This is a genomic window from Streptomyces sp. Qhu_M48 (assembly GCF_051305195.1).
Taxonomy (GTDB): domain Bacteria; phylum Actinomycetota; class Actinomycetes; order Streptomycetales; family Streptomycetaceae; genus Streptomyces.
The window spans coordinates 6,941,523-6,965,045 of record NZ_CP195432.1 but is presented as its reverse complement, the minus strand read 5'-3'; the positions used below and the strand labels follow the sequence as shown (position 1 = coordinate 6,965,045).

The 23,523-nt window shown below is 72.4% G+C and carries 23 protein-coding genes; 12 read left to right on the top strand and 11 right to left on the bottom strand.

The annotated features are described in order from the left end of the window. Positions 1-438, bottom strand: a complete 438-nt coding sequence (locus ACRRSS_RS31135; protein ID WP_435974374.1) for a gamma-glutamylcyclotransferase — start codon at positions 436-438, stop codon at positions 1-3. A 262-nt stretch (positions 439-700) separates the two neighbouring features. Between ACRRSS_RS31135 and ACRRSS_RS31130 the strand changes: the two genes are divergently transcribed. Beyond that, positions 701-2,140 (top strand): NAD(P)H-quinone dehydrogenase, encoded by a 1,440-nt coding sequence (locus ACRRSS_RS31130; protein WP_435974373.1) that lies wholly within the window; start codon positions 701-703, stop codon positions 2,138-2,140. Between the two features lie 212 nt (positions 2,141-2,352). Continuing rightward, positions 2,353-3,279, top strand: a complete 927-nt coding sequence (locus ACRRSS_RS31125; RefSeq protein ID WP_435975465.1) for a DeoR/GlpR family DNA-binding transcription regulator — start codon at positions 2,353-2,355, stop codon at positions 3,277-3,279. Between the two features lie 112 nt (positions 3,280-3,391). On the opposite strand, the gene ACRRSS_RS31120 is transcribed toward ACRRSS_RS31125, so the two are convergent. Beyond that, entirely contained in the window at positions 3,392-3,937 is a 546-nt protein-coding gene (locus ACRRSS_RS31120) for a TetR/AcrR family transcriptional regulator (RefSeq protein ID WP_435974372.1), read from the bottom strand. Positions 3,938-4,017: 80 nt separating this feature from the next. Continuing rightward, on the bottom strand, positions 4,018-5,772 hold the full coding sequence (locus ACRRSS_RS31115) for an acetyl/propionyl/methylcrotonyl-CoA carboxylase subunit alpha (RefSeq protein WP_435974371.1): 1,755 nt from the start codon (positions 5,770-5,772) through the stop codon (positions 4,018-4,020). Between the two features lie 355 nt (positions 5,773-6,127). Between ACRRSS_RS31115 and ACRRSS_RS31110 the strand changes: the two genes are divergently transcribed. Then, on the top strand, positions 6,128-6,571 hold the full coding sequence (locus ACRRSS_RS31110) for a hypothetical protein (protein ID WP_435974370.1): 444 nt from the start codon (positions 6,128-6,130) through the stop codon (positions 6,569-6,571). Between the two features lie 20 nt (positions 6,572-6,591). On the opposite strand, the gene ACRRSS_RS31105 is transcribed toward ACRRSS_RS31110, so the two are convergent. The 3 genes from ACRRSS_RS31105 to ACRRSS_RS31095 all read right to left on the bottom strand — a co-directional run bounded on the left by ACRRSS_RS31105 (position 6,592) and on the right by ACRRSS_RS31095 (position 8,105). Then, on the bottom strand, positions 6,592-7,197 hold the full coding sequence (locus ACRRSS_RS31105; RefSeq protein ID WP_435974369.1) for a Maf family protein: 606 nt from the start codon (positions 7,195-7,197) through the stop codon (positions 6,592-6,594). Positions 7,198-7,236: 39 nt separating this feature from the next. After that, the gene (mmpB, locus tag ACRRSS_RS31100) at positions 7,237-7,365 is read right to left on the bottom strand and encodes a morphogenic membrane protein MmpB (RefSeq protein WP_435974368.1); all 129 of its coding nucleotides are present in this window, start codon (positions 7,363-7,365) and stop codon (positions 7,237-7,239) included. A 71-nt stretch (positions 7,366-7,436) separates the two neighbouring features. Then, the gene (locus tag ACRRSS_RS31095) at positions 7,437-8,105 is read right to left on the bottom strand and encodes a TetR/AcrR family transcriptional regulator (RefSeq protein WP_435974367.1); all 669 of its coding nucleotides are present in this window, start codon (positions 8,103-8,105) and stop codon (positions 7,437-7,439) included. Between the two features lie 37 nt (positions 8,106-8,142). Between ACRRSS_RS31095 and ACRRSS_RS31090 the strand changes: the two genes are divergently transcribed. Then, positions 8,143-9,537: an MFS transporter gene (locus ACRRSS_RS31090; RefSeq protein WP_435974366.1), complete on the top strand. Its 1,395-nt coding sequence runs from the start codon at positions 8,143-8,145 to the stop codon at positions 9,535-9,537. 99 nt (positions 9,538-9,636) lie between these two features. Here ACRRSS_RS31090 and ACRRSS_RS31085 read toward each other — a convergent pair whose 3' ends face one another. Then, positions 9,637-9,849 (bottom strand): acyl-CoA carboxylase epsilon subunit, encoded by a 213-nt coding sequence (locus ACRRSS_RS31085; RefSeq protein ID WP_435974365.1) that lies wholly within the window; start codon positions 9,847-9,849, stop codon positions 9,637-9,639. Positions 9,850-9,881: 32 nt separating this feature from the next. Then, entirely contained in the window at positions 9,882-11,474 is a 1,593-nt protein-coding gene (locus tag ACRRSS_RS31080; RefSeq protein WP_435974364.1) for an acyl-CoA carboxylase subunit beta, read from the bottom strand. A 134-nt stretch (positions 11,475-11,608) separates the two neighbouring features. On the opposite strand from ACRRSS_RS31080, the gene ACRRSS_RS31075 reads away from it, so the two are divergent. The 4 genes from ACRRSS_RS31075 to ACRRSS_RS31060 all read left to right on the top strand — a co-directional run bounded on the left by ACRRSS_RS31075 (position 11,609) and on the right by ACRRSS_RS31060 (position 15,937). Beyond that, positions 11,609-12,460 carry a biotin--[acetyl-CoA-carboxylase] ligase gene (locus ACRRSS_RS31075; protein WP_435974363.1) on the top strand — a complete coding sequence of 284 codons (852 nt, stop codon included), beginning with the start codon at positions 11,609-11,611 and terminating at the stop codon, positions 12,458-12,460. Positions 12,461-12,629: 169 nt separating this feature from the next. Then, a complete protein-coding gene (locus ACRRSS_RS31070; RefSeq protein WP_435974362.1) occupies positions 12,630-13,769 on the top strand; it encodes an adenylate/guanylate cyclase domain-containing protein in 1,140 nt (379 codons plus the stop codon). A gap of 63 nt (positions 13,770-13,832) precedes the next feature. After that, the gene (locus tag ACRRSS_RS31065; protein ID WP_435974361.1) at positions 13,833-14,627 is read left to right on the top strand and encodes an enoyl-CoA hydratase/isomerase family protein; all 795 of its coding nucleotides are present in this window, start codon (positions 13,833-13,835) and stop codon (positions 14,625-14,627) included. 80 nt (positions 14,628-14,707) lie between these two features. Next, positions 14,708-15,937, top strand: coding sequence for a diguanylate cyclase domain-containing protein (locus tag ACRRSS_RS31060; protein WP_435974360.1), 1,230 nt, complete (start codon positions 14,708-14,710; stop codon positions 15,935-15,937). Positions 15,938-15,944: 7 nt separating this feature from the next. On the opposite strand, the gene ACRRSS_RS31055 is transcribed toward ACRRSS_RS31060, so the two are convergent. Beyond that, entirely contained in the window at positions 15,945-16,838 is an 894-nt protein-coding gene (locus ACRRSS_RS31055; protein ID WP_435975464.1) for an endonuclease/exonuclease/phosphatase family protein, read from the bottom strand. A gap of 575 nt (positions 16,839-17,413) precedes the next feature. Here ACRRSS_RS31055 and hutH point away from each other — a divergent pair. Next, complete coding sequence (hutH, locus tag ACRRSS_RS31050) at positions 17,414-18,955, top strand: histidine ammonia-lyase (protein ID WP_435975463.1); 1,542 nt, start codon at positions 17,414-17,416, stop codon at positions 18,953-18,955. Between the two features lie 67 nt (positions 18,956-19,022). On the opposite strand, the gene ACRRSS_RS31045 is transcribed toward hutH, so the two are convergent. Beyond that, positions 19,023-19,292 (bottom strand): hypothetical protein, encoded by a 270-nt coding sequence (locus ACRRSS_RS31045; protein ID WP_435974359.1) that lies wholly within the window; start codon positions 19,290-19,292, stop codon positions 19,023-19,025. A gap of 111 nt (positions 19,293-19,403) precedes the next feature. Between ACRRSS_RS31045 and ACRRSS_RS31040 the strand changes: the two genes are divergently transcribed. Together ACRRSS_RS31040 and ACRRSS_RS31035 are read left to right on the top strand one after the other, a co-directional pair. Further along, the gene (locus tag ACRRSS_RS31040; protein WP_435974358.1) at positions 19,404-19,745 is read left to right on the top strand and encodes a hypothetical protein; all 342 of its coding nucleotides are present in this window, start codon (positions 19,404-19,406) and stop codon (positions 19,743-19,745) included. A gap of 193 nt (positions 19,746-19,938) precedes the next feature. After that, on the top strand, positions 19,939-21,207 hold the full coding sequence (locus ACRRSS_RS31035; protein ID WP_435974357.1) for a L,D-transpeptidase: 1,269 nt from the start codon (positions 19,939-19,941) through the stop codon (positions 21,205-21,207). Between the two features lie 76 nt (positions 21,208-21,283). On the opposite strand, the gene ACRRSS_RS31030 is transcribed toward ACRRSS_RS31035, so the two are convergent. Further along, positions 21,284-22,156, bottom strand: coding sequence for a helix-turn-helix transcriptional regulator (locus ACRRSS_RS31030; protein WP_435974356.1), 873 nt, complete (start codon positions 22,154-22,156; stop codon positions 21,284-21,286). 128 nt (positions 22,157-22,284) lie between these two features. On the opposite strand from ACRRSS_RS31030, the gene ACRRSS_RS31025 reads away from it, so the two are divergent. Next, on the top strand, positions 22,285-23,337 hold the full coding sequence (locus ACRRSS_RS31025) for an NAD(P)-dependent alcohol dehydrogenase (RefSeq protein WP_435974355.1): 1,053 nt from the start codon (positions 22,285-22,287) through the stop codon (positions 23,335-23,337). Positions 23,338-23,523 lie beyond the last annotated feature (186 nt).

Sequence of the window (23,523 nt, the reverse complement as noted above, 5' to 3'; positions counted from 1 at the left end):
TCAGCAGGGGCGCTTGCGCAACTCCATCACGTAGTCGTGCGGCGCGCCCGCCGACTCGGCCGCGTCGGCGACCTCGCCCAGGTACCGCGCCGAGGGGAGCCCGCCCTCGTAGGCGTTGAGGACGTACACCCAGGCCGGCTCCTCGCCGTCCAGGGTGTGCACCCGCACCCGCATGCGGCGGTAGATGTCCAGGCCGACGCCCTCCCAGCGGTCCAGGGAGTCCTCGTCCATCGGCGCCACGTCGTACAGCGCCACGAAGACCTGGGAACGGGGGGCCTCCACGATGGTGGCCAGCGCCCCCTCCCACCCCATCTGCTCGCCGCCGAAGGTGAGCCGCCAGCCGTTCAGCCAGCCGGTGCCGCGCAGCGGGGAGTGCGGTGCGCGGCGGCTCATCAGCCGCGCGTCGAGGTTGCCGGCGAAAGCGGCGTAGAGCGACATGGGACCGAGGGTACGGGAGGGGGTGGGGTGTCCGGTGAACTCCGGGGTGGCGGAACCGGGGTGCCCCCGCGGGGGCCGGGAGGGCGGCGGCGGGCGGCCCGGCTGGGCCCGCCGCCGCCTTCGGCGGGCCCCGGCGTGAGGCCGCGCCGGGCGTGCGGGAGAATGGGGTACGCACTTGAAGCGTGCGGGACAATGGCGTACGCACTGCATCCCAGCGGGGGACCCCCCGGCAGCAGAACGAGAGCGCGAGGCGTAGATCCCAGTGACCCGGATCGTGATCATCGGCGGCGGACCCGGCGGATACGAGGCGGCCCTGGTGGGCGCCCAACTCGGCGCGGAGGTGACCGTCGTCGACTGCGACGGCCTCGGCGGCGCGTCCGTCCTGACCGACTGCGTCCCCTCCAAGACCCTGATCGCCACCGCCGAGGTGATGACCACCTTCGACTCCTCCTACGAGGAGCTGGGCATCATCGTCGCGGACGACACCCCGCACGTGGAGCAGGCCGCCCGCGTCGTGGGCGTGGACCTCGGCAAGGTCAACCGACGGGTGAAGCGCCTCGCGCTCGCCCAGTCGCACGACATCACCGCCTCCGTCACCCGGGCCGGCGCCCGGGTGCTGCGCGGCCGCGGCCGGCTCTCCGGCCGGCAGGCGATGGACGGCTCCCGCCAGGTGATCGTCACCGCCGCCGACGGCACGGAGGAGACGCTGACCGCGGACGCCGTGCTCGTGGCGACCGGCGGCCACCCGCGCGAGGTGCCGGACGCCAAGCCCGACGGCGAGCGCATCCTGAACTGGACGCAGGTCTACGACCTCAAGGAGCTCCCGGAGGAGCTCATCGTGGTCGGTTCCGGTGTCACCGGCGCCGAGTTCGCCGGCGCCTACCAGGCCCTCGGCTCGCGGGTCACCCTGGTCTCCTCCCGCGACCGGGTGCTGCCGGGCGAGGACCCCGACGCGGCGGCCGTCCTGGAGGACGTCTTCCGCCGCCGCGGCATGAACGTGATGGCCCGCTCCCGCGCCGAGTCCGCCAAGCGGGTCGGCGACCGCGTCGAGGTGACCCTCGCGGACGGCCGGGTCATCTCCGGCACCCACTGCCTGATGGCGGTCGGCGCGATCCCGAACTCGGCCGGCATGGGTCTGGAGGAGGCGGGCGTCCGGCTGAAGGACTCCGGTCACATCTGGACCGACAAGGTCTCCCGTACGACGGCCCCCGGCGTGTATGCGGCCGGTGACGTCACCGGTGTCTTCGCGCTCGCCTCGGTCGCCGCCATGCAGGGCCGTATCGCGATGTACCACTTCCTCGGCGACGCGGTGGCCCCGCTCAACCTGAAGACGGTCTCGTCGAACGTCTTCACCGACCCCGAGATCGCCACCGTCGGCTACACGCAGGCGGACGTGGACGCGGGCAAGATCGACGCCAGGGTCGTCAAGCTGCCGCTGCTGCGCAACCCGCGCGCGAAGATGCAGGGCATCCGGGACGGCTTCGTCAAGATCTTCGCCCGTCCGGGCACCGGCATCGTGGTCGGCGGCTGTGTCGTCGCCCCGAAGGCGAGCGAACTGATCCATCCGATCTCGATCGCGGTCGACAACAACCTGACGGTCGAACAGATCGCAAACGCTTTCACCGTGTACCCCTCCCTGTCGGGTTCGATCGCGGAAGTGGCACGGCAGTTGCACACCCGGAAGTCCGCGGGCGAGGCGTAACGCCCCGCCCGGGCCAGGCTCCCGCCTGCGGGAACGGTTCGCCGACTCGGACAACCCCCGGCAAACAGAGCAACGACGGGGTCTCCCTTACCACTTGGAGACCCCGTCTGTGTGCATCTTCTGCAATTCGGTGCATACTGCTGAAAACCATCCGCCGGTCAGTTACTGTCAGTTTCGTGTTCGCTGCAGAACGTCGCCAGTTGATCCTCGAAATGGTGCGAGCCAATGGGGCCGTGTCGCTCCGCGAGCTCGCCCGCGTCGTCCAGACCTCGGAAGTGACCGTACGGAGAGACGTACGGGCCCTTGAGGCAGAAGGACTCCTCGACCGCCGGCACGGCGGTGCGGTGTTGCCGGGCGGATTCACGCGAGAATCCGGCTTCCCGCAGAAATCCCATCTCGCGACCGCGGAGAAGACGGCCATCGCCGACGTCGCCGCGAGCCTCGTCGAAGAAGGCGAGGCCATCGTCGTCGGCGCCGGGACGACCACGCAGGAGCTGGCCCGCCGGCTCGCCCGCGTGCCCGGTCTGACCGTGGTCACCAACTCGCTCCTGGTCGCCCAGGCCCTCGCCCACGCCAACCGGGTCGAGGTCGTCATGACCGGGGGAACCCTGCGCGGCTCCAACTACGCCCTGGTGGGCAGCGGGGCCGAGCAGTCCCTCCAGGGGCTCCGGGTCTCCCGCGCCTTCCTCTCCGGGAGCGGACTGACCGCCGAACGCGGCCTGTCCACGTCCAACATGCTCTCCGCGAGCGTGGACCGGGCGCTCGTCCAGGCGGCGGCCGAGGTCGTGGTCCTCGCCGACCACACCAAGCTGGGCTCCGACACCATGTTCCAGACGGTGCCCACGGACGTCATCACCCGCCTGGTGACCGACGAGCCGCCCGCCCACGACGAGCGGGCCGCCACCGAGCTCCAGGCCCTCGCCGACCAGGGCGTACAGATCGCCGTCGCCGGCACGGGCGCCGCCGGCGGCCCCACGGGCGGTGACCAGGTCCCCCCGGGCGCCCGGCCCCGCCGTGACCTGCCGCTCCCGGTCCAGCGCGGCCGGTTGGCGGCCGGTCAGTTCCGGGGACCGGGCGGAGGGATGGCCGCCGAGACGATGGAGCGCACGGCGCGGGTCGCGGACATGCGGCGCCGCTGAGGTCCGCGGTCGCGAAGCCGTCGCGCCGCACGACCTCGCAACTCCGAGGGACCCTCCCCCAGGGGTCCCCCGCGCGCCGAACCCGCCGGGCGGGCAGACTCCGGCGCGTGGCTCAGTCCTTGATTCCCCGGAGCGTCAGGGCGAGCAGCCGGTCCGCCAACTCCACGTCCTCCGGGCTCTGCTCCGCCGCCAGCGCGATCGCGTTGGTCAGCTGCATCAGATCGCCGATCGACACGTCGGCGCGGACCTGACCCGCCTCCCGGGCACGCCCGAGCAGCCGCTCACCCGCCGCGCGCAGCGGTTCGCTGCATCCGGCGAGCGCCGAACTCCGGTCGTGCGAGGCGGACATCAGCGCGTGCGCGAGTCCCCGGTACTCGCCCGCGTGGGCGATCAGGGCCCGCAGCCACGCCACGAGCGCCCTGCACGGCTCCTCGGCCTCGGCCAGCTCGCCCGAGCGGTGCAGTAGCTCCGCCAGGGCCTCCTGGAACACGGCGTTCAGCAGCTCGCCCCGGGTGGGGAAATGGCGGTAGAGGGTGCCGATCCCCACGCCCGCGCGGCGCGCGATCTCCTCCAGGGGCGCGTCGGATCCTTGTGCCGCGAAGGTGGCACGGGCTTCGGTGAGCAGCCGTTCGTGGTTGCGGCGTGCGTCGGCTCGCATGGCGTGGAATCGCCCTCCCCTCGGCGAAGGGCCCGCAGGCTGGTGCCTGCGGGCCCTTCGTACCGTACTCGGTGTGCGGGTCAGTCCTTGATGTCGCAGATGGTGGCGCCGGAGGTGATGGACGCGCCGACCTCGGCGTTGAGGCTCTTGACGGTGCCGGAGCGGTGGGCGTTGAGGGGCTGTTCCATCTTCATGGCCTCCAGGACGACGATCAGGTCGCCCTCCTTGACCTCCTGGCCCTCCTCGACCGCGACCTTCACGATCGTGCCCTGCATCGGGGAGGCGAGGGTGTCGCCGGAGGCGGCGGGGCCGGACTTCTTGGCCGCGCGGCGCTTCGGCTTCGCACCGGCCGCGAGACCGGTCCGGGCCAGCGTCATGCCGAGGGAGGACGGGAGCGACACTTCCAGGCGCTTGCCGCCGACCTCGACGACGATGGTCTCGCGGCCCGACTCGTCCTCGTCGGCGTCCGTGCCGGCCGGGGCGAAGGGCTTGATCTCGTTGACGAACTCCGTCTCGATCCACCGGGTGTGGACCCGGAACGGGTCGGCGGTGAAGTCGGGGTCGACGACGACGGCCTGGTGGAAGGGGATGGCGGTGGCCATGCCCTCGACCTTGAACTCGCCCAGGGCACGCGCGGCGCGCTGGAGGGCCTGTTCGCGGGTGGCGCCGGTGACGACCAGCTTGGCCAGGAGGGAGTCCCAGGCCGGGCCGATGACGGAGCCGGACTCGACGCCCGCGTCGAGACGGACCCCCGGACCGGTCGGCGGGGCGAAGAGGGTGACGGTGCCGGGGGCGGGCAGGAAGCCGCGGCCGGGGTCCTCGCCGTTGATACGGAACTCGAAGGAGTGACCGCGGATCTCCGGGTCGCCGTAGCCGAGCTCCTCGCCGTCGGCGATCCGGAACATCTCCCGCACCAGGTCCAGGCCGGTGACCTCCTCGGTGACGGGGTGTTCGACCTGGAGGCGGGTGTTGACCTCGAGGAAGGAGATCGTGCCGTCGGCGGCGACCAGGAACTCCACCGTCCCGGCGCCGACGTAGCCGGCCTCCTTCAGGATCGCCTTCGACGCCGCGTACAGCTCCGCGTTCTGCGCCTCGGTCAGGAAGGGGGCGGGGGCCTCCTCCACCAGCTTCTGGTGCCGGCGCTGCAGCGAGCAGTCACGGGTGGAGACGACGACGACGTTGCCGTGGGTGTCGGCCAGGCACTGCGTCTCCACATGCCGGGGCCGGTCGAGGTAGCGCTCCACGAAGCACTCGCCCCGGCCGAAGGCCGCGACGGCCTCACGCACGGCGGAGTCGTACAGCTCGGGGACCTCCTCCAGGGTGCGGGCGACCTTCAGGCCACGTCCGCCACCACCGAAGGCGGCCTTGATCGCGATCGGCAGCCCGTGCTCCTTCGCGAACGCCACGACCTCCTCCGCACCGGAGACCGGGTCGGGGGTGCCCGCGACCAGGGGGGCGCCGGCGCGCTGGGCGATGTGACGGGCGGCGACCTTGTCACCCAGATCCCGGATGGCCTGCGGCGGCGGCCCGATCCACGTCAGCCCCGCGTCCAGCACCGCCTGGGCGAACTCCGCGTTCTCCGACAGGAACCCGTACCCCGGGTGAACGGCGTCCGCACCCGAGTCCTTCGCCGCCTGGAGCACCTTGCCCATGTCCAGATAACTGGTCGCCGGAGTGTCACCGCCCAGAGCGAACGCCTCGTCGGCCGCCCGGACATGCAGCGCATCCCGGTCCGGCTCGGCGTACACGGCCACGCTGCCGATACCCGCGTCCCGGCACGCCCGGGCCACACGGACAGCGATTTCGCCACGGTTGGCGATGAGCACCTTGCGCACGATGGCTCCCTCCTTGAAACAAGCTGAGTTTAGGGACTGCCGACACGGCCTTTCGACCCGTCCCCAGTGGTGAGCTTGCCCACACGGAGCGTGACCCCGGGCCTGCTCGGGTCGTGAATTCCCTTGTCGCACCACGGTACGCAGGGTTCCTTTACGGCACAGTAGCTCCGAGGTGTGGCGCAGGTCTCTGTTGTCGCGGCCAGTCGCCATTCGGGTTTCTTTGTGGGGTCCCTACGAATGGCCCCATGATTCTTTGCCGAGCCGTCCGCCGTCACCGGTCGTGTCCATGCCCTTGTCCAGGGGTTTACCGGCCAGTAGCCTTCGCGCTGTCGATCGTACTGTCGGTAACAGGCGAATGCAGGGGGTGGCCGAGGTGGCCCGCAGACCGATAGCTCTCGTGACGGCGGCGGTGCTGTTCCTCGAAGCACCCGGGATCGTCGTGATCAACGCCGTGATGGCACGGTTCGTGAAGGCCCAGTCGATGTCGCTCGACGGCATGGACCCCGACGCGATGTACACCGGCACCTGGGCGCTCGGCATCGGCTCCGGCGTCGCCCTCGTCCTCTGCGGCCTCGTCGCGCTCGTCGCGGGCGTCCGTGACCGCCGCCCCGGCCGGGCCGGCCGGGGCCTGCTCATCGGCTGCGCGGTCGTGCACGGCATCCTCGGCGCGGTCACCGTCGGCCTGATCGGCTGGGGCGCGTTCGCCTTCATGGTGCTCGTGCTCGGCCTGCTCGTGCTCACGCTGGTGGCGTACGGCAAGGGCGCCGAACTCCGCGAGGAGGCACCGGCGCCCGCGTAGCCGCGACCGGCCCCCGGGTCTCAGACCCAGAGGTCGGTGATCCGCACGTCCAGCTTCGCGAGCAGCGTCCGCAGCAGCGGCAGGGACAGGCCGATCACATTGCCCGGGTCGCCGTCGATGCCGTCGATGAACGGCGCCGAGCGGCCGTCCAGGGTGAACGCGCCCGCCACGTGGAGCGGTTCGCCGCTCGCCACGTACGCCGCGATCTCCTCGTCCGTCGGCTCGCCGAAGCGGACGACGGTGGAGGCCGTCGCCGACTCGAAGCGCTTGGCGGCGGTGTCGTAGACGCAGTGCCCCGTCTGGAGGATGCCGACCCGGCCGCGCATCGCCTTCCAGCGGGCGGTGGCCTCCTCGGCGTCGGCCGGCTTGCCGAGGGCCTGCTTGTCGAGCTCCAGGACGGAGTCGCAGCCGATGACCAGGGCGCCGAACACCTCGGGCCGGGCGGCCACATGGGCGGCCTTCGCCTCCGCGAGGGTCAGCGCCAGTTCGGCCGGGGTCGGGGCGTGCACCCTGTCCTCGTCGACCCCGCTCACGATCACCTCGGGGGCGAGCCCGGCCTGGCGGAGCAGTCCGAGGCGGGCGGGGGAGGCGGAGGCGAGCACGACACGGCGCGGATCAGCAGTCATGGGATCAGCGTAGTCAGTGCCGGGCCCCCGGAGGGGCGTCTAGCGTGCGCTGACCACGAACATCGCCACCACCATCGCGAGGGCGAGCAGCACGCCCGCACGGCGGAGCATCGCCTGCGTCTCGCGCATGAACTTCGGCGGCTGATTCTTCGGGTCGGACCACAGCATGCCTCCGATCCTGCGGGTGGGGCGGGCGGGGCGCCTGAGTACGGATACTCAGCCGCCCCGGTGCCGAAGGACTATCCGCGGAGGAACGCGCCGTCCCGTGCCGCCGCGAGGGCCGCCGTGACGGCCCGTTCCGCCACGGCCCCGGTGAGCTCCTCGCGGGTGATCGTGAAGCGGTAGTAGAGCGGTGCGGAGACGGCCCGGAGCAGCTCGACGGGGTCGGTCTCCGCCGGGATCTCGCCGCGGGCCGCGCCCTTGGCGACGACGGGGGCCCACTCGCCGAGCCGGGTCCGGTAGAAGTCGGCGAGGGCGCGGGCGCACTCCTCGTCGCAGGCGGCCGCGGCGATGACCGCGCGGAAGACGGCGCCCATGCGGGGGTCGGTGAGGGTGGCCCGTACGAGTTCGGCGTTGGCCCGCAGGTCGCCCGCGAGGCTGCCGGTGTCGGAGGCGGGCAGGGACTGCTCGGCCATGTCGTGCAGGAGGTCGGTGACCAGGCCGACGGGGGAGCCCCAGCGGCGGTAGACGGTGGTCTTGCCGACGCCGGCCTCGGCGGCGATCCGGTCCATGTTCAGGGCGTGGAAGCCGGAGTCGGCGAGGGCCTCCTGGGTGGCGTCGAGGACGGCCCTGCGGACCTTCGCGGTGCGGCCACCGGGGCGCACGGTGCCGGGCGAGGTCGGCTGGCTCTCAGTCAAATGGGTCTCCTGTTCCATTAAAGCCGTCAACTCTGCTACGGTACGGGACATCTTAACGGAACCATTTTCCCATTAAGGGGTCGTACGCATGGTTGCCCTGGATCACCCCACACCCGTGGAGCGGACAAACCCCCGCATGACCGGCCGGATGCGGCTCGTCCTCGTCGTCCTCCTCCTCGCCCAGTTCATGCTGGCCGTCGACTTCTCGATCCTGAACGTCGCCCTCCCCGTCATCGGCCAGGGACTCGGCTTCACCCTCGGCGGCCTCCAGTGGATCGCCACCGCCTTCGCCCTCGCCGCCGCCGGCTTCACCCTCCTCTTCGGGCGCGTCGCCGACCTCGTGGGCCGCCGCCGCCTCTTCCTCGGCGGCATGGCGCTCCTCGGGGTCTCCTCCCTCGCCGGCGGCCTCGCCACCGGCCCCGAGACGCTGATGGCCGCCCGCGTCGCCCAGGGCCTCGCCACCGCCGCCGTCACCCCCGCCGGGCTCTCCCTGCTCACCGCCTCCTTCCCCGAGGGCCCGCTGCGCGCCCGCGCACTCGGCCTCAACGGCGCCCTGATGTCCGCGGGCTTCACCACCGGCGCGATCCTCGGCGGCGTCCTCACCGACCTGCTCTCCTGGCGCTGGGCGTTCCTCGTCAACGTGCCGGTGGCGCTCGCCGTCCTCCTCGTCGCCCCCGCCGTCCTCACCGAGAGCCGTCCGGCCGTCCGGCCCCGCCTCGACGTCCCCGGCGCGATCACCGTCACCGGCGGACTCCTCGCCCTCGTCTACGGCCTGACCGTCAGCGGCGAGCACGGCTGGGCGGACCCGACCGCGCTCACCGCCCTCGCCGTCGGCGCCGCGCTCCTCGCCGCCTTCGTCCTCGTCGAGCGGCGGGCCGCGGCCCCCCTCGTCCCGCTCCACGTCCTGAGGCGCCGCACCGTCGTCTGGGGGAACGTCGCCGGGCTCGTCGCCTTCGTCACCGAGACCTCCCTGGTCTTCCTGATGACGCTCTACCTCCAGGACGTCCTCGACTTCACCCCGCTCGCCGCCGGCCTCTCCTTCGGCGTCCTCGGCGCCGGCACGGTCCTCGGCGGGGTGTTCGCCTCCCGCTTCATCGGCCGCTTCGGCGCCCGCGCGGCCCTCGTCTCCGGAGGCCTCCTCCAGGCCGTGGCGACGCTCTCCCTGTACGGACTCGGCGACGGACCCGGCAGCCTCTGGCTGCTCCTCGCGGCGACCTTCGCGGGCGGCGTCGGCAACATGCTCGCGATCGTCGGCTTCATGGTCACCGCGACCTCCGGCATCCCCGACCGCGACCAGGGCGCGGCCACCGGGCTCGCCACCATGACCCAGCAGATCGGCATCACGATGGGCACGCCGATCATGAGCGCCGTCGTCGTCACCGCGCCCGTGCTCCTCGACGGCATCGGCCTCGCCGTCCTCGTCAACGCCGCGATCGTCGCCGCCGGAGCCGTCCTGGCCGGCCTCTTCCTGCGCCGTACGTGACGGGTGCCGCGCCCGGCCGCGTACGGGACGGGCCGTACCCGGACACGCCGAGAGGCCGGACCCCCCGCACACGGGGTCCGGCCTCCCGGCGCGCGACGCCTACACGGGCCAGTACGACCTGGCCCAGGCCCGGGGGCCGGGACTCTGCCGTACCGTCCGCGCGATGCGGGACGGGTCCGACCAGCCCTCAGGTACCGCCGGGCCGACGGACCGGGCGGACGCCGCCGCCGTCGCCGCGGCCCGCGCCTGAACCACCGCCAGTGCGGCGGCCAACTCCTCCGGGGTCGGGTTTCCTCGTACGACCTTGATCATGACGGCTCCTTGAAGGTCCGGTCCGGGGAGATCTACAGCGGGATGTTGCCGTGCTTCTTCGGAGGCAGGGATTCCCGCTTCGTACGGAGCTGACGCAGCCCCTTCACGATCTGCGGGCGCGTGTCCGACGGCATGACCACACCGTCGATGTAGCCGCGCTCGGCCGCCGTGTACGGGTTGAGCAGGGTGTCCTCGTACTCCCGCATCAGCCGCGCCCGCTCGGCCTCCTGGTCCTCGGCGGCGGCGATCGTCCGCCGGTGCAGGATGTTGACCGCGCCCTGCGCGCCCATCACCGCGATCTGCGCCGTCGGCCACGCCAGGTTCAGGTCCGCGCCCAGGTGCTTGGAGCCCATGACGTCGTACGCGCCGCCGAACGCCTTGCGCGTGATGACCGTGATCAGCGGGACCGTGGCCTCCGCGTACGCGTAGATCAGCTTCGCGCCGCGCCGGATGATCCCGCCGTACTCCTGGTCCACGCCCGGCAGGAAGCCCGGCACGTCCACGAAGGTGAGGACCGGGATGTTGAAGGCGTCGCAGGTACGGACGAACCGCGCGGCCTTCTCCGAGGCGTCGATGTCGAGGCAGCCGGCGAACTGCATCGGCTGGTTGGCGACGACACCGACCGGGAAGCCCTCGACGCGGCCGAAACCGGTCAGGATGTTCGGCGCGAACAGTGCCTGCGTCTCCAGGAACTCGCCGTCGTCCAGGACGTGCTCGATGACCCTGTGCATGTCGTACGGCTGGTTCGCCGAGTCCGGGATCAGCGTGTCCAGCTCGCGGTCCTCGTCGCTCACCTCGGTGTCCGCGACCTCCGGGAAGGCCGGCGGCTCGGAGAGGTTGTTCGACGGAAGGTAGGACAGCAGGGACTTCACGTACTCGATGGCGTCCTTCTCGTCCCCCGCCATGTGGTGCGCCACGCCCGAGGTCGCGTTGTGCGTCCGGGCGCCGCCCAGCTCCTCGAAGCCCACGTCCTCGCCGGTCACCGTCTTGATGACGTCGGGACCCGTGATGAACATGTGCGAGGTCTGGTCCACCATCACCGTGAAGTCGGTGATCGCGGGGGAGTAGACCGCGCCGCCCGCGCACGGGCCGACGACCAGGGAGATCTGCGGGATCACCCCGGAGGCGTGGGTGTTGCGGCGGAAGATCTCGCCGTACATGCCGAGCGCGCTCACACCCTCCTGGATGCGGGCGCCGCCGGAGTCGTTGATGCCGATGACCGGGCAGCCGGTCTTCAGCGCGAAGTCCATCACCTTGATGATCTTCTGGCCGTACGTCTCGCCGAGCGCGCCGCCGAAGACCGTGAAGTCCTGCGAGAACACGGCGACCGGGCGCCCGTCGACCGTGCCGTAGCCGGTGACGACACCGTCTCCGTAGGGCCGGTTGTTCTCCAGGCCGAAGTTGGTCGACCGGTGCCGGGCCAGCTCGTCCAGCTCGACGAACGACCCCTCGTCGAGGAGCAGGTCGATCCGTTCGCGCGCGGTCAGCTTGCCCTTCGCGTGCTGCTTCTCCACCGCACGCTCCGAGCCGGCGTGGGTGGCCTCGTCGATACGGCGCCTGAGGTCCGCGATCTTGCCCGCGGTCGTGTGAATGTCGATCTCGTACTGCTCTGCCGGCTCGGACATCGGGATGCGGCTCCCTGCCTGGTCACGGGGGGTTCGTTGACTACGAATGGGCTACTGCTCAGCTACTGAGCCGTAGCGTATCGACGCCGATCCGGTTCGGCACTGCGGTCTTTGCCACACCTAGTCTGGCTTGCATGACGTCCTCTCAAGGCTCCGGCGGACCCTGGTCCGACCTCGACCGGCCCCCGCTGAACGCCCCCGCACTGCGCCGCGCCCTCGTCCTCCCCGACGGCCTGTGGACCTCGCTCGACGTGGTCACCAGCACCGGATCCACCAACAGCGACCTCGCCGCCCGCGCCGACGAGCTGCCCGAGGGCGCCGTACTCGTCGCCGAGGAGCAGACCACGGGCCGCGGCCGCCTCGACCGCAGCTGGACGGCGCCCGCCCGCTCCGGACTCTTCCTCTCCGTCCTCCTCAAGCCCGAGGTGCCCGTCCACCGCTGGGGATGGCTGCCACTGCTCACCGGCGTCGCCGCGGCGACCGGCCTCGCGAAGGCCGCCGGCGTCGACATGTCCCTCAAGTGGCCCAACGACCTGCTGGTTTCCGTCGGCGGCGAGGAACGCAAGACCGGCGGCATCCTCGCCGAGCGGGCCGGAGCGGACGGCGTCGTCGTCGGCCTCGGCATCAACGTCACCCTCCGCGAGGACGAACTCCCCGTCCCCGCGGCCGGCTCCCTCCTCCTCGCCGGGGCGGTCTCCACCGACCGTGACACCCTCCTGCGGGCCGTCCTGCGCTCCCTCGCCGAGTGGTACGGCGACTGGGTACGGGCCGACGGCGACCCCGCCGCCTCCGGGCTCCAGGCGGCGTACGCGGCCGGCTGCGCGACCCTCGGCCGCCGCGTCCGGGCCGAGCTGCCCGGCGAGCGCGTCCTGGAGGGCGAGGCCGTCGCCCTGGACGGCGACGGACGCCTCGTGGTGGCCACCGAGGGCGGCGGCCAGGAAGCGGTGGGCGCGGGCGACATCGTCCACCTGCGGGCACCCGCCTGACGGCCTCCGAGGGCCGGGGACGAGGTCCCGGGAGGGCCGGGACCCCGGCCGGGGTGTGGAACGGCCCGCCGTCGAGGCGTGAGCCATTCCACACCTGTCGTATCGTGGAGCGCGATCCAGGCGACAGATCGGCAGGGCAAGTGGGCAGGGAACGGGCAGGAGGCGGCCGGTGACCGTCGACGACGAGAGCGAGGGCGGCGCGCCCGAGCCTCCCACGTACCCCACCCCCCATCACGAGGTCGACCACACGGCCGAGCCGAGCGACGACCCCCTCGCCATCCGCCTCGAACAGCTCATCCTCGGCGCCGACCGCCGCTACACCCCGTTCCAGGCCGCCCGTACCGCCGGCGTCTCCATGGAACTGGCCTCCCGCTTCTGGCGCGCCATGGGTTTCGCCGACATCGGCCAGGCCAAGGCGCTCACCGAGGCCGACGTCCTCGCGCTGCGCCGGCTCGCCGGTCTCGTCGAGGCCGGGCTGCTCAGCGAGCCGATGGCCGTCCAGGTCGCCCGGTCCACCGGGCAGACCACCGCCCGGCTGGCCGAATGGCAGATCGACTCCTTCCTGGAGGGCCTCACCGAGCCGCCCGAGCCCGGCATGACCCGCACCGAGGTCACGTACCCGCTGGTCGAGCTGCTCCTGCCCGAGCTGGAGGAGTTCCTCATCTACGTCTGGCGTCGGCAGCTCGCCGCCGCCACCGGCCGGGTCGTGCAGGCCGCCGACGACGAGGAGATGGTCGACCGGCGGCTCGCGGTCGGCTTCGCGGACCTCGTCGGCTTCACCCGGCTCACCCGCCGCCTGGAGGAGGAGGAGCTCGGCGAGCTGGTCGAGGCCTTCGAGACGACCTGCGCCGACCTGGTCGCCGCGCACGGCGGCCGGCTCATCAAGACCCTCGGAGACGAGGTGCTGTACGCGGCCGACGACGCCGGTACGGCCGCCGAGATCGCCCTGCGCCTGATCGAGACCCTCCGCCACGACGAGACGATGCCCGCACTGCGCGTCGGCATCGCCTTCGGCACCGTGACCACCCGCATGGGCGATGTCTTCGGCACCACCGTGAACCTCGCCAGCCGCCTCACGTCGATAGCGCCGAAGGACGCCGTCCTCGTCGACGGCGCGCTCGCGGAGGAGCTGTCCAGGACGGGCGAGGCGCCCGTCTCGGAGACGGAGGCGGCCGAGGAGGCGGCGCGGGCCGAGAAGGAGGGCCGCAAGGCCGCCACGTACCGCTTCGCGCTGCAGCCGATGTGGCAGCGCCCGGTCCGTGGCCTCGGCGTCGTCGAACCCTGGCTCCTGACCCGCCGCCCCACCTAGGATCTCCCGTGCACCCCTGTTAACAGCCGTTAACGGGGGTCCGAGTCGGGAGGGTGGCAGGCGATGTCCGAGCAGCGTTTCGGTGAGTTCGTGGTGGTCCGGAAGGACGGGAGCGGGCACGTCGCCGAGCTCGTCCTCGACCGGCCCAAGGCGATGAACGCCGTCTCCTCCGAGATGGCCCGCTCCCTCGGCGCCGCCTGCGAGGCCCTCGCCGCCGACCCCTCCGTCCGGGTCACCGTGCTCACCTCCTCGAACGACCGGGCCTTCTGCGTCGGCGCCGACCTCAAGGAGCGCAACTCCTTCACCGACGCCGAGCTGGTCCGCCAGCGGCCCACCGCCCGCGCCGCCTACACCGGCGTCCTGGAGCTGCCGATGCCGACCGTCGCCGCCGTGCACGGCTACGCCCTCGGCGGCGGCTTCGAGCTGGCGCTCGCCTGTGACGTCATCGTCGCCGACGCGACCGCCGTGGTCGGTCTCCCCGAGGTCTCCGTGGGCGTCATCCCCGGTGGCGGCGGTACGCAGCTGCTCCCGCGCCGGGTGGGCGCGGCGCGCGCCGCCGAGCTGGTCTTCACCGCGCGCCGGGTGGAGGCGGCCGAGGCGCGCGAGCTGGGCCTCGTCGACCTCCTTGAGGAGGACGCGCGGACGGCCGCCCTGGAGCTCGCCGGGCGGATCGCGGCCCACTCGCCGGTCGGGCTGCGCGCGGCGAAGAGGGCCATGCGGCTGGGCCAGGGCCTGGACCTGCGGGCGGGCCTGGAGGTCGAGGACGCGGCCTGGCGCTCGGTGGCCTTCTCGGGCGACCGGGCGGAGGGCGTGGCGGCGTTCAACGAGAAGCGGAAGCCGAACTGGCCGGGTGAGTGATTCTCACTGTTCCACACCCCATGTCACTTACGGTGACGTCCCGAAGGGGAAAACAGCTCAAACCTCCCTAAGCTGGAGGAATGGGTGAGGACGTGCGGCTGCGGGCCGTAGTGGCACTGGCGCAGGGGATGGCGGCGGCGCACACTCCACGCGAGTTCTGGCGGGCGGCGGCGCTCGGGTCCTGCGAGGGGCTCGACGGCACCTTCGCCGCCCTCTCCGTCTGGCAGCGGGACCACGGCCGTCTGAAGGTGCTGGTGAACGCCGGGGACCGGGCGGTGGGCGAGGAGGAGTTCCCGGACTCGGAGACGTATCCGGTGCACCAGTTCCCCGAGATCACCGAGTTCCTGCACGAGCAGTGGGCGGGCGGTGGTGAGCCGGACGCCTGGGTGGAGACCGCCGACGACCGCGTGCCGACGGGTCGGGTGACCGGCCTGCGGCGGCGCGGCCGGGGCTGCTGCGTGGTGGCCCCGATCGTGCTGCACGGGCGCGCGTGGGGCGAGCTGTACGTGGCCCGCCCGCCGCAGGTGAAACCTTTCACCCGTGCGGACGCCGACTTCGCCACGGTCCTCGCGGCGGTCGTCGCGGCGGGCGTCGCCCAGGCCGAACGCCTGGAGGAGGTCCGCAAGCTCGCCTTCACCGACCCGCTGACCGGCCTCGCCAACCGGCGGGCCGTCGACGCCCGCCTCGACGAGGCCATCGAGCGCTACCGGGCCGACGGCTCCGTCGTCAGCCTCATGGTCTGCGACCTCAACGGCCTCAAGCGCGTCAACGACACCCACGGCCACGCCGTCGGCGACCGGCTCCTCGAACGCTTCGGCTCCGTCCTCTCCCGCTGCGGAGCCATGCTCCCCGGCGCCCTCGCCGCCCGCCTCGGCGGTGACGAGTTCTGCCTCCTGACGGTCGGCCCGGCGGCGGACGCGGTGGTCGCCGTCGCCGAGGAGCTCTGCGTACGGGCGGCGGAACTCGAACTCGGCGAGGGCGTGGCCTGCGGGGTGGCCTCCACCGGCGACCCCATCGGCCCCCTCCGGTCGGCCCGCCGTCTCTTCCGCCTCGCCGACGCGGCCCAGTACCAGGCCAAGGCGGCCCGCTCCTCGAAGCCGGTGGTGGCGGGCCGCGACGGCACGGTCGTCCGCCTCGCCGACGCGCCTCCGGGCGCCCGTGACCGCCGCCGCTTCCGGGACGCGCCCCCGCTGGAGCCGACCCCGGCCGACCGGCCCACGGCGGAGCCGACCCCGCTGGAGCCGCCGTCGGCGACTCCGCCGCCGGTGGACCCGCCTCCGTCGTCCGTGGGTCGGCCGCAAGGCCCCTGAGGTGCCGTCAGGCCGGGGGTGGGGGAGAGATGCCCCGCGCCCCGGCCGCTCGGTCCAGCGTGACCCGGGCGGTGACCGGGAGGTGGTCGCTCCCGGTGGCGGGCAGGGTCCGGGTGCGGCCGACGGTGGCCGAGCGGGCCATGACCTGGTCGATACGGGCCAGGGGGAAGGACGTGGGGAAGCTGAGGGCGAAGCCCCGCGCCGAGACGTTCAGCCGTGAGGTCAGCGGGGCCAGGCCCCGGTCGTCGACCGTGCCGTTCAGGTCGCCCAGCAGGATCACCCGCTCGACCTCCTCGGCGGCGACGGCCCCGGCGAGCAGACCGGCGCTCTCGTCGCGCCGGGCCGAGGCGAGTCCCCTCGCGCCGACGCGGACCGACGGCAGATGGGCGACGTACGCCGCCACGTCGCCGTGCGGGGAGTGGACCACGGACCGCAGCCCGCGACTCCACCCCTCCGTGATCCCCCGCGGCCTGATGTCCACCGTGCGGGTGCCGGACAGCGGGTACTTCGACCAGAGCCCGACCGTGCCCCGGACCTCGTGGAACGGGAACTCCCGGGCGAGGGCCCGCTCGTACGTGGGCAGCGCGGCCGGGACGAGTTCCTCCAGCGCGACGAGGTCGGGCCCCGCGGCGGCCAGGACGCGGGCCGTCCCCGCCGGGTCGGGGTTGACGTCGCTGACGTTGTGCTGCACGACGACCAGGTCGCGCGCGCCGGGCTCCGGCGCGGGGAGCAGCAGCCCGCCGAACGCGTACGCCCACGCCGCCACCGGCAGGAGCAGGGCCGCCGACGTGGTGGCGGAGCGGCGCAGCACGGCCACGGCGAGCAGGGGCACGACGGGCAGGCCCAGCCAGGGCAGGAACGACTCCAGCAGGCTTCCCAGCCGGCCGGGCCGGTTCGGCACGAGGCCGGGGGCGACGAGGAGGAGGGCCGCGGCGAGGGAGGCGCCGACGGAGACGGCGGTGGCCGGTGCGAGCCCGGCGAGCCCCCGCCTCCGGTCCCCGCCCGGCGGGACGCCCTCGACCTCGGCGTCCGCGCCGGTCCCGTCCGGTGGGTCGGTCGGCGTGCGCGTCGGCCCGGTATCGCCGATCCCGTCACGCCCGGTCTCTTGCGGGCCCGCGCCCTCCTCCGTACGAACGGCCTCCTCCGGGACCCCGTCCCCCTCCCTCGTACGCGCGGACCCCTCCGGACCCCTGGCCACTCCCACCCCGACACCCCCGTCCCGGACCCCGCGATCCGACCCCCCAGGGATATCCGCTCCGGCGCCGGATGCCAACCGGCGGCCCTCTCCGGCGTCGCCTCCCGCGTCTTCGGCCTCCCCGGGCGGCAGACTGGCGCCACCGGCGATCTCCGGCCACCCCGCCGATGACCGCCGGCTCGGCGCACCTACACCCGGTAAGGGTCCGTCCCCTGCCGGGCCGGTGACGAAATCACCTAGTGACAGGTCGGTCTTCAATCCGTAGGGTGCTGAATATGGATATGCAGACAGTCGTCCTCGGCACGTCCGGCACGACCCCGCAGGACGTCATCGACGTCGCCCGCCACGGCGCCCGCGTCGAGCTGTCGCCCGAGGCCGTGCGGGCACTGGCCGCCGCCCGGGGCATCGTCGACGCGCTCGCCGCCAAGCCCGAGCCCGTCTACGGGGTCTCGACCGGCTTCGGGGCGCTCGCCACCCGGCACATCGGCCACGAGCTCCGTGCCCAGCTCCAGCGCAACATCGTCCGCTCGCACGCCGCCGGCATGGGCCCCCGCGTCGAGCGCGAGGTCGTACGCGCGCTGATGTTCCTGCGGCTGAAGACCGTCGCCTCCGGCCACACCGGCGTCCGCCCCGAGGTCGCGCAGACCATGGCCGACGTCCTCAACGCCGGCATCACCCCGGTCGTGCACGAGTACGGCTCCCTCGGCTGCTCCGGCGACCTCGCACCGCTCTCCCACTGCGCCCTCGCGCTCATGGGCGAGGGCGACGCCGAGGGCCCCGACGGCCAGCTCAGGCCCGCCGGCGAGCTGCTCGCCGCGCACGGCATCGCGCCCGTCGAACTCAGGGAGAAGGAGGGCCTCGCCCTCCTCAACGGCACCGACGGCATGCTCGGCATGCTGATCATGGCCCTCGCCGACCTCGACACCCTCTACAAGTCGGCCGACATCACCGCCGCGCTCTCCCTCGAAGCCCTCCTCGGCACCGAGAAGGTCCTCGAACCCGAGCTGCACGCCATCCGCCCGCACCCCGGCCAGGCCGCCTCCGCCGCCAACATGCTCGCCGTGCTCAAGGGCTCCGGCCTCACCGGCCACGCCCAGGCGGGCGAGGCCCCCCGCGTCCAGGACGCCTACTCGGTGCGCTGCGCCCCGCAGGTCGCGGGCGCCGGCCGCGACACCATGGCCCACGCCCGGCTCGTCGCCGAACGCGAGCTCGCCGCCGCCGTCGACAACCCGGTGGTCCTCGCGGACGGCCAGGTCCGTTCCAACGGCAACTTCCACGGCGCCCCCGTCGCGTACGTCCTCGACTTCCTCGCGATCGCCGCCGCCGACCTCGGCTCCATCGCCGAGCGCCGCACCGACCGGCTCCTCGACAAGAACCGCTCGCACGGCCTGCCGCCGTTCCTCGCCGACGACGCCGGCGTCGACTCGGGCCTGATGATCGCCCAGTACACGCAGGCCGCCCTGGTCAGCGAGATGAAGCGACTCGCCGTCCCGGCCTCCGCCGACTCCATCCCGTCCTCCGCGATGCAGGAGGACCACGTCTCCATGGGCTGGTCCGCCGCCCGCAAGCTGCGCACCGCGATCGGCAACCTCAACCGGATCATCGCGGTCGAGCTGTACGCCGCCACCCGCGGTGTCGAGCTCCGCGAGGGCCTCACCCCGGCGCCCGCCTCGCAGGCCGCGATCGACGCCCTGCGCGCGGCCGGTGTCGAGGGCCCCGGCCCGGACCGGTTCCTCGCCCCCGACCTGGCGGCCGCCGACACCTTCGTGCGGGAAGGGAAGCTGCTCGCCGCGGTGGAGCCGGTCACCGGCCCGCTGGCCTAGGCGGGAGCCGGAAAGGAGGGCTCGCCCCGGGACGTCCCAGGGCGGGCCCTCTCCCGTCGTACGGGGCTCAGGAGGCCCGGCCGCGCCGTCGCATCGCCAGCGCCACGAAACCCGCCCCGACGCCCAGGAACCCCGTCCCCCCGAGCAGGTACGGCGTGGTGCCCAGGCCCCCGGTCTCGGCGAGCCGCCCGTCGTCCGAGGCGGGGCCGTCCTGGATCACCCCGATCCGCACCCCGCCCCCCTCGTCGGTGGCGTTCGCGGACGGTACGAACCACAGGGCGCACAGCAGCGTCCCCGCGGCGGTCGCGGTCAGCAGTGGGCGTCGGGCGGCGGACACGGAAATTTCGATCCCCCTTGCGGAAACCGCGAATTGGTCTGTGCGCCGATGCTAATGAACACAGCGGGTCGTGGGAAAGCCGAGGCCCCGCCGCCCCCTACGCTCCGACACATGAGTACTTCTGACACCACACGCTATGTACGTCTTCGGGTCGATGTGGTCCTGGAGATCGACGGACCGGCCGAGTTGGCCGAGGCCGCCGAGGCCCGGATCGGCGCCGACGAGTTCATGCCCGAGGAGGAGCGGGTGCCCGCCCGCGCCGCCGTGCGCGAGGACAGCGCCGAGGCCCTCGCGTACCTCGTCGAGCCCTTCGACCTGATCCGCGAGGTCCCCGGCATCGAGATGGTCCAGGCCTCCTGGAGCAGTGAGGAGATCGAGTACGACCCCGACGCGCTGGAGTGGGACCTCGGCGAGGAGGATGGGGCGGAGGAAGACGACGACGACCGGTCGTAGGACCGGTATCCGCCCTGTTCACAGGCCCCGGGACGGCGTCCCGGGGCCTGTGGTGCGACCGGCGCCCCGATCTGGGAACCGGACGGACCGCCGGTGCGTGTCGAACAGTGGCGTTCCCCACAAACGCTCCGCTCCCGGAACCGGACGGGGTGTCATGGGGTTCATAGAAGACGTTGGCAGGGAATCGGCGACGATGGAGAAGCGTGTGATGACGGACGGCAAGCACCGCAGGAGCCTGGCCGCCGCGGCCGCCGTGCTCGGCGGTGTGCTGGTGCTCTCGGCGTGCAGCGACGGCGACAAGGGCGCGGGCGCCTCCGGTTCCGCGACGCCGCAGTCACAGGCCCAGGTCGACGAGGCGGCAGCGCAGAAGACCTCCAAGGCGCAGATCACCATCTCGCCGAAGAACGGCGCGCAGAACGCCTCCATCAACAACGACGCCAAGGTCACCGTCGCCGAGGGCAAGCTCACCGAGGTCTCCATGACCTCCGCCGAGGGCGAGGAGGTCAAGGGCGAGATAGCGGCCGACGGCCTCAGCTGGAAGCCCAGCGGCCAGCTCGAGCGGGCCACGGTCTACAAGATCGCCGCCACCGCCACGGACGCCGAAGGCCTGGAGGCGCACGAGAACTCCTCGTTCACCACGGTCTCCAAGGCCAACAGCTTCATCGGCAACTTCACGCCGGAGGACGGCTCGACCGTCGGCGTCGGCATGCCGGTCTCGATCAACTTCAACAAGGCGATCACCGACAAGAAGGCCGTCCAGGGCGGTATCACCGTCACCTCCAGCAGCGGTCAGGAGGTCGTCGGGCACTGGTTCAACTCCCAGCGCGTCGACTTCCGCCCGGACGACTACTGGACCGAGGGCTCGACGGTCACCCTGAAGCTGGACCTCGACGGCGTCGAGGGCGCCGACGGTGTCTTCGGCGTCCAGCAGAAGACCGTCACCTTCAAGATCGGCCGCAACCAGGTCTCCACCGTCGACGTCGCCACCAAGACCATGACGGTCACCCAGGACGGCAAGACGATCAAGACCATCCCGATCTCCGCCGGCTCCCCGGAGAACCCGACCTACAACGGTCAGATGGTGATCTCCGAGAAGTTCAAGGAGACCCGGATGAACGGCGCCACCGTCGGCTTCACCGATGACGACGGCAAGGGCGAGTACGACATCAAGGACGTGCCGCACGCGATGCGCCTGTCCACGTCGGGCACCTTCATCCACGGCAACTACTGGGGCCCGGACTCGATCTTCGGCTCGGCCAACACCAGCCACGGCTGCGTCGGCCTGAACGACGCCAAGGGCGCGGGCGACCCCAACCAGCAGGCCGCCTGGCTCTTCGACCACTCGATCGTCGGTGACGTCGTGATCGTCAAGAACTCCAAGGACAAGACGATCGCCCCCGACAACGGCCTCAACGGCTGGAACATGAGCTGGTCGGAGTGGAAGGCCGGCTCCGCGGTCTGATCCACCCCCGGAACACACGGAAGCGGCCCCCTCCTCGCCCGGAGGGGGCCGCTTCCGTCAGCGGGCCGGTGCGTGGCTACTTCCGTACGTCCAGGTCCACGTTCTCGTCCACGCCCCACCGCGCGAGCAGCCGCAGCGCGTCCGCCGAGGCCGTCCCCGGCTCCGCCTGGTACGTCACGAGCACCAGGTCCGGATCGTCGCCGGCCACCTTCATCGACTCGTACGACAGGGTCATCTCACCCACCAGCGGATGCCGCAGCCGCTTCGTGCCGTGCCCCTTGTCGGTCACCGTGTGCGCCGCCCACAGCGAGCGGAACTCCTCGCTCTTCACCGACAGTTCGCCGACGAGCGCCAGCAGCTGCGGATCGTCCGGATAGCAGCCCGCGTACAGCCGCAGCACACTCACGACCTCGACCGCCTTGCACTCCCAGTCGACGTACAGGTCGCGCGCGTTCGGATCCCGGAAGACCATCCGGGCCATGTTCCGCTCCTCCGGCTCCCACGCGGCGAAGTCGCCCATCAGCGCCCGCGCCATCCGGTTCCAGGCCAGCACGTCGAGGCGGCGGCCCAGCAGGAAGGCGGGCACCCCGTCCATCGAGTCCAGCAGATGCGTGAGGCCCGGACGGACCCGCTGCGGACGGGCTATCGCCGCCCGCTGCCGCTTCTTCACCGTCGGCTTCGCGAGGTGCGTCAGATGGGCCCGCTCGGTGTCGCTCAGACGGAGCGCCCGGGCGATGGAGTCGAGCACCTCGGTGGAGACGTTCCGTCCGTTGCCCTGTTCGAGCCGCGTGTAGTACGCCACCGAGACCCCGGCCAGCTGCGCGAGCTCCTCCCGGCGCAACCCCGGCACCCGGCGATGGCGCCCGAAGTCGGGCAGACCCACGTCCTCGGGCTTCAGCCGGGCCCGGCGCGAGCGCAGGAATTCACTGAGTTCGGCACTGGGATCCATGCGTCCCGATTATCCCAGGCCGTACGCCTCGACGGACGGGTGTTCCTGTCCCTGCCAGTGGTAGGCACGCTGGACGTAGGCAGAACAGGTGGCTGGGTGAATGCGGCGCGCTCCCGCAGGCTGGAGCCATGACCACGAACGTGACCACCGTCCCCGCCTACGCCGCACCCGCCGCCAACGCCCCGCTGGAGCGCACCACCGTGCCGCGCCGCCCCGTCGGCGAGCACGACGTCCTCATCGACATCAAGTACGCCGGCATCTGCCACTCCGACATCCACCAGGCGCGCGACGGATGGGGCGAGGGCATCTTCCCGATGGTCCCCGGCCACGAGATCGCCGGAATCGTCGCGGAGGTCGGCCCCGGGGTCACCGGGTTCCAGGTCGGCGACCGGGTCGGCGTCGGCTGCTTCGTCGACTCGTGCCGCGAGTGCGCGTACTGCCTCCAGGGCCTGGAGCAGTACTGCGAGCGGGGCATGACCGGCACGTACAACGCCGTCGACAAGAACGGCGAACCCACCTACGGCGGCTACTCCAGCCACATCGTCGTCGACGAGAACTACACCCTGCGCATCCCCGAGGGCATCGGCCTCGACGAGGCGGCCCCGCTGCTCTGCGCCGGCATCACCCTCTACTCGCCGCTCGCCCACTGGAAGGCCGGCCCGGGCAAGAAGGTCGCGATCGTCGGTCTCGGCGGCCTCGGCCACATGGGCGTCAAGATCGCCCACGCCCTCGGCGCCGAGGTGACCGTCCTCAGCCAGTCGCTGAAGAAGCAGGAGGACGGCCTGAAGCTGGGCGCCGACCACTACTACGCCACCAGCGACCCGGCGACCTTCACCGAGCTCGCCGGCACCTTCGACCTGGTGATCTCCACGGTCTCCGCGCCGCTGGACTTCGACGCCTACCTGGGCCTCGTCAAGACGGACGGCGCCCTGGTGAACGTCGGCGCCCCCGAGGAGCCCGTCTCGGTCAGCCTCTTCTCCCTGATCGGCGGCCGCAGGACCCTCGCCGGCTCGATGATCGGCGGCATCGCCGAGACCCAGGAGATGCTCGACTTCTGCGCGTCGCACGGACTGGGCGCCGAGATCGAGGTGATCGACGCGGACCGGATCAACGAGGCGTACGAGCGGGTCATCGCGAGCGACGTCCGCTACCGCTTCGTGATCGACGCGTCGACGATCTGAGCCCAGGGGCGGCGCGCCACGGGCGGCGCGCCACGGGCCCCGCGCCACGGGCCGCCGGTCCCGACCCCGACCTCGGTCCCGGCTGACGTCGACGGTCGACGGACGCCCGGCACCCGGCTCGACGGCATGCGCGCCGGGGCATGACCTCCGGGGTAATCGACCCCGGACGGCATGCCCCGGCACTCT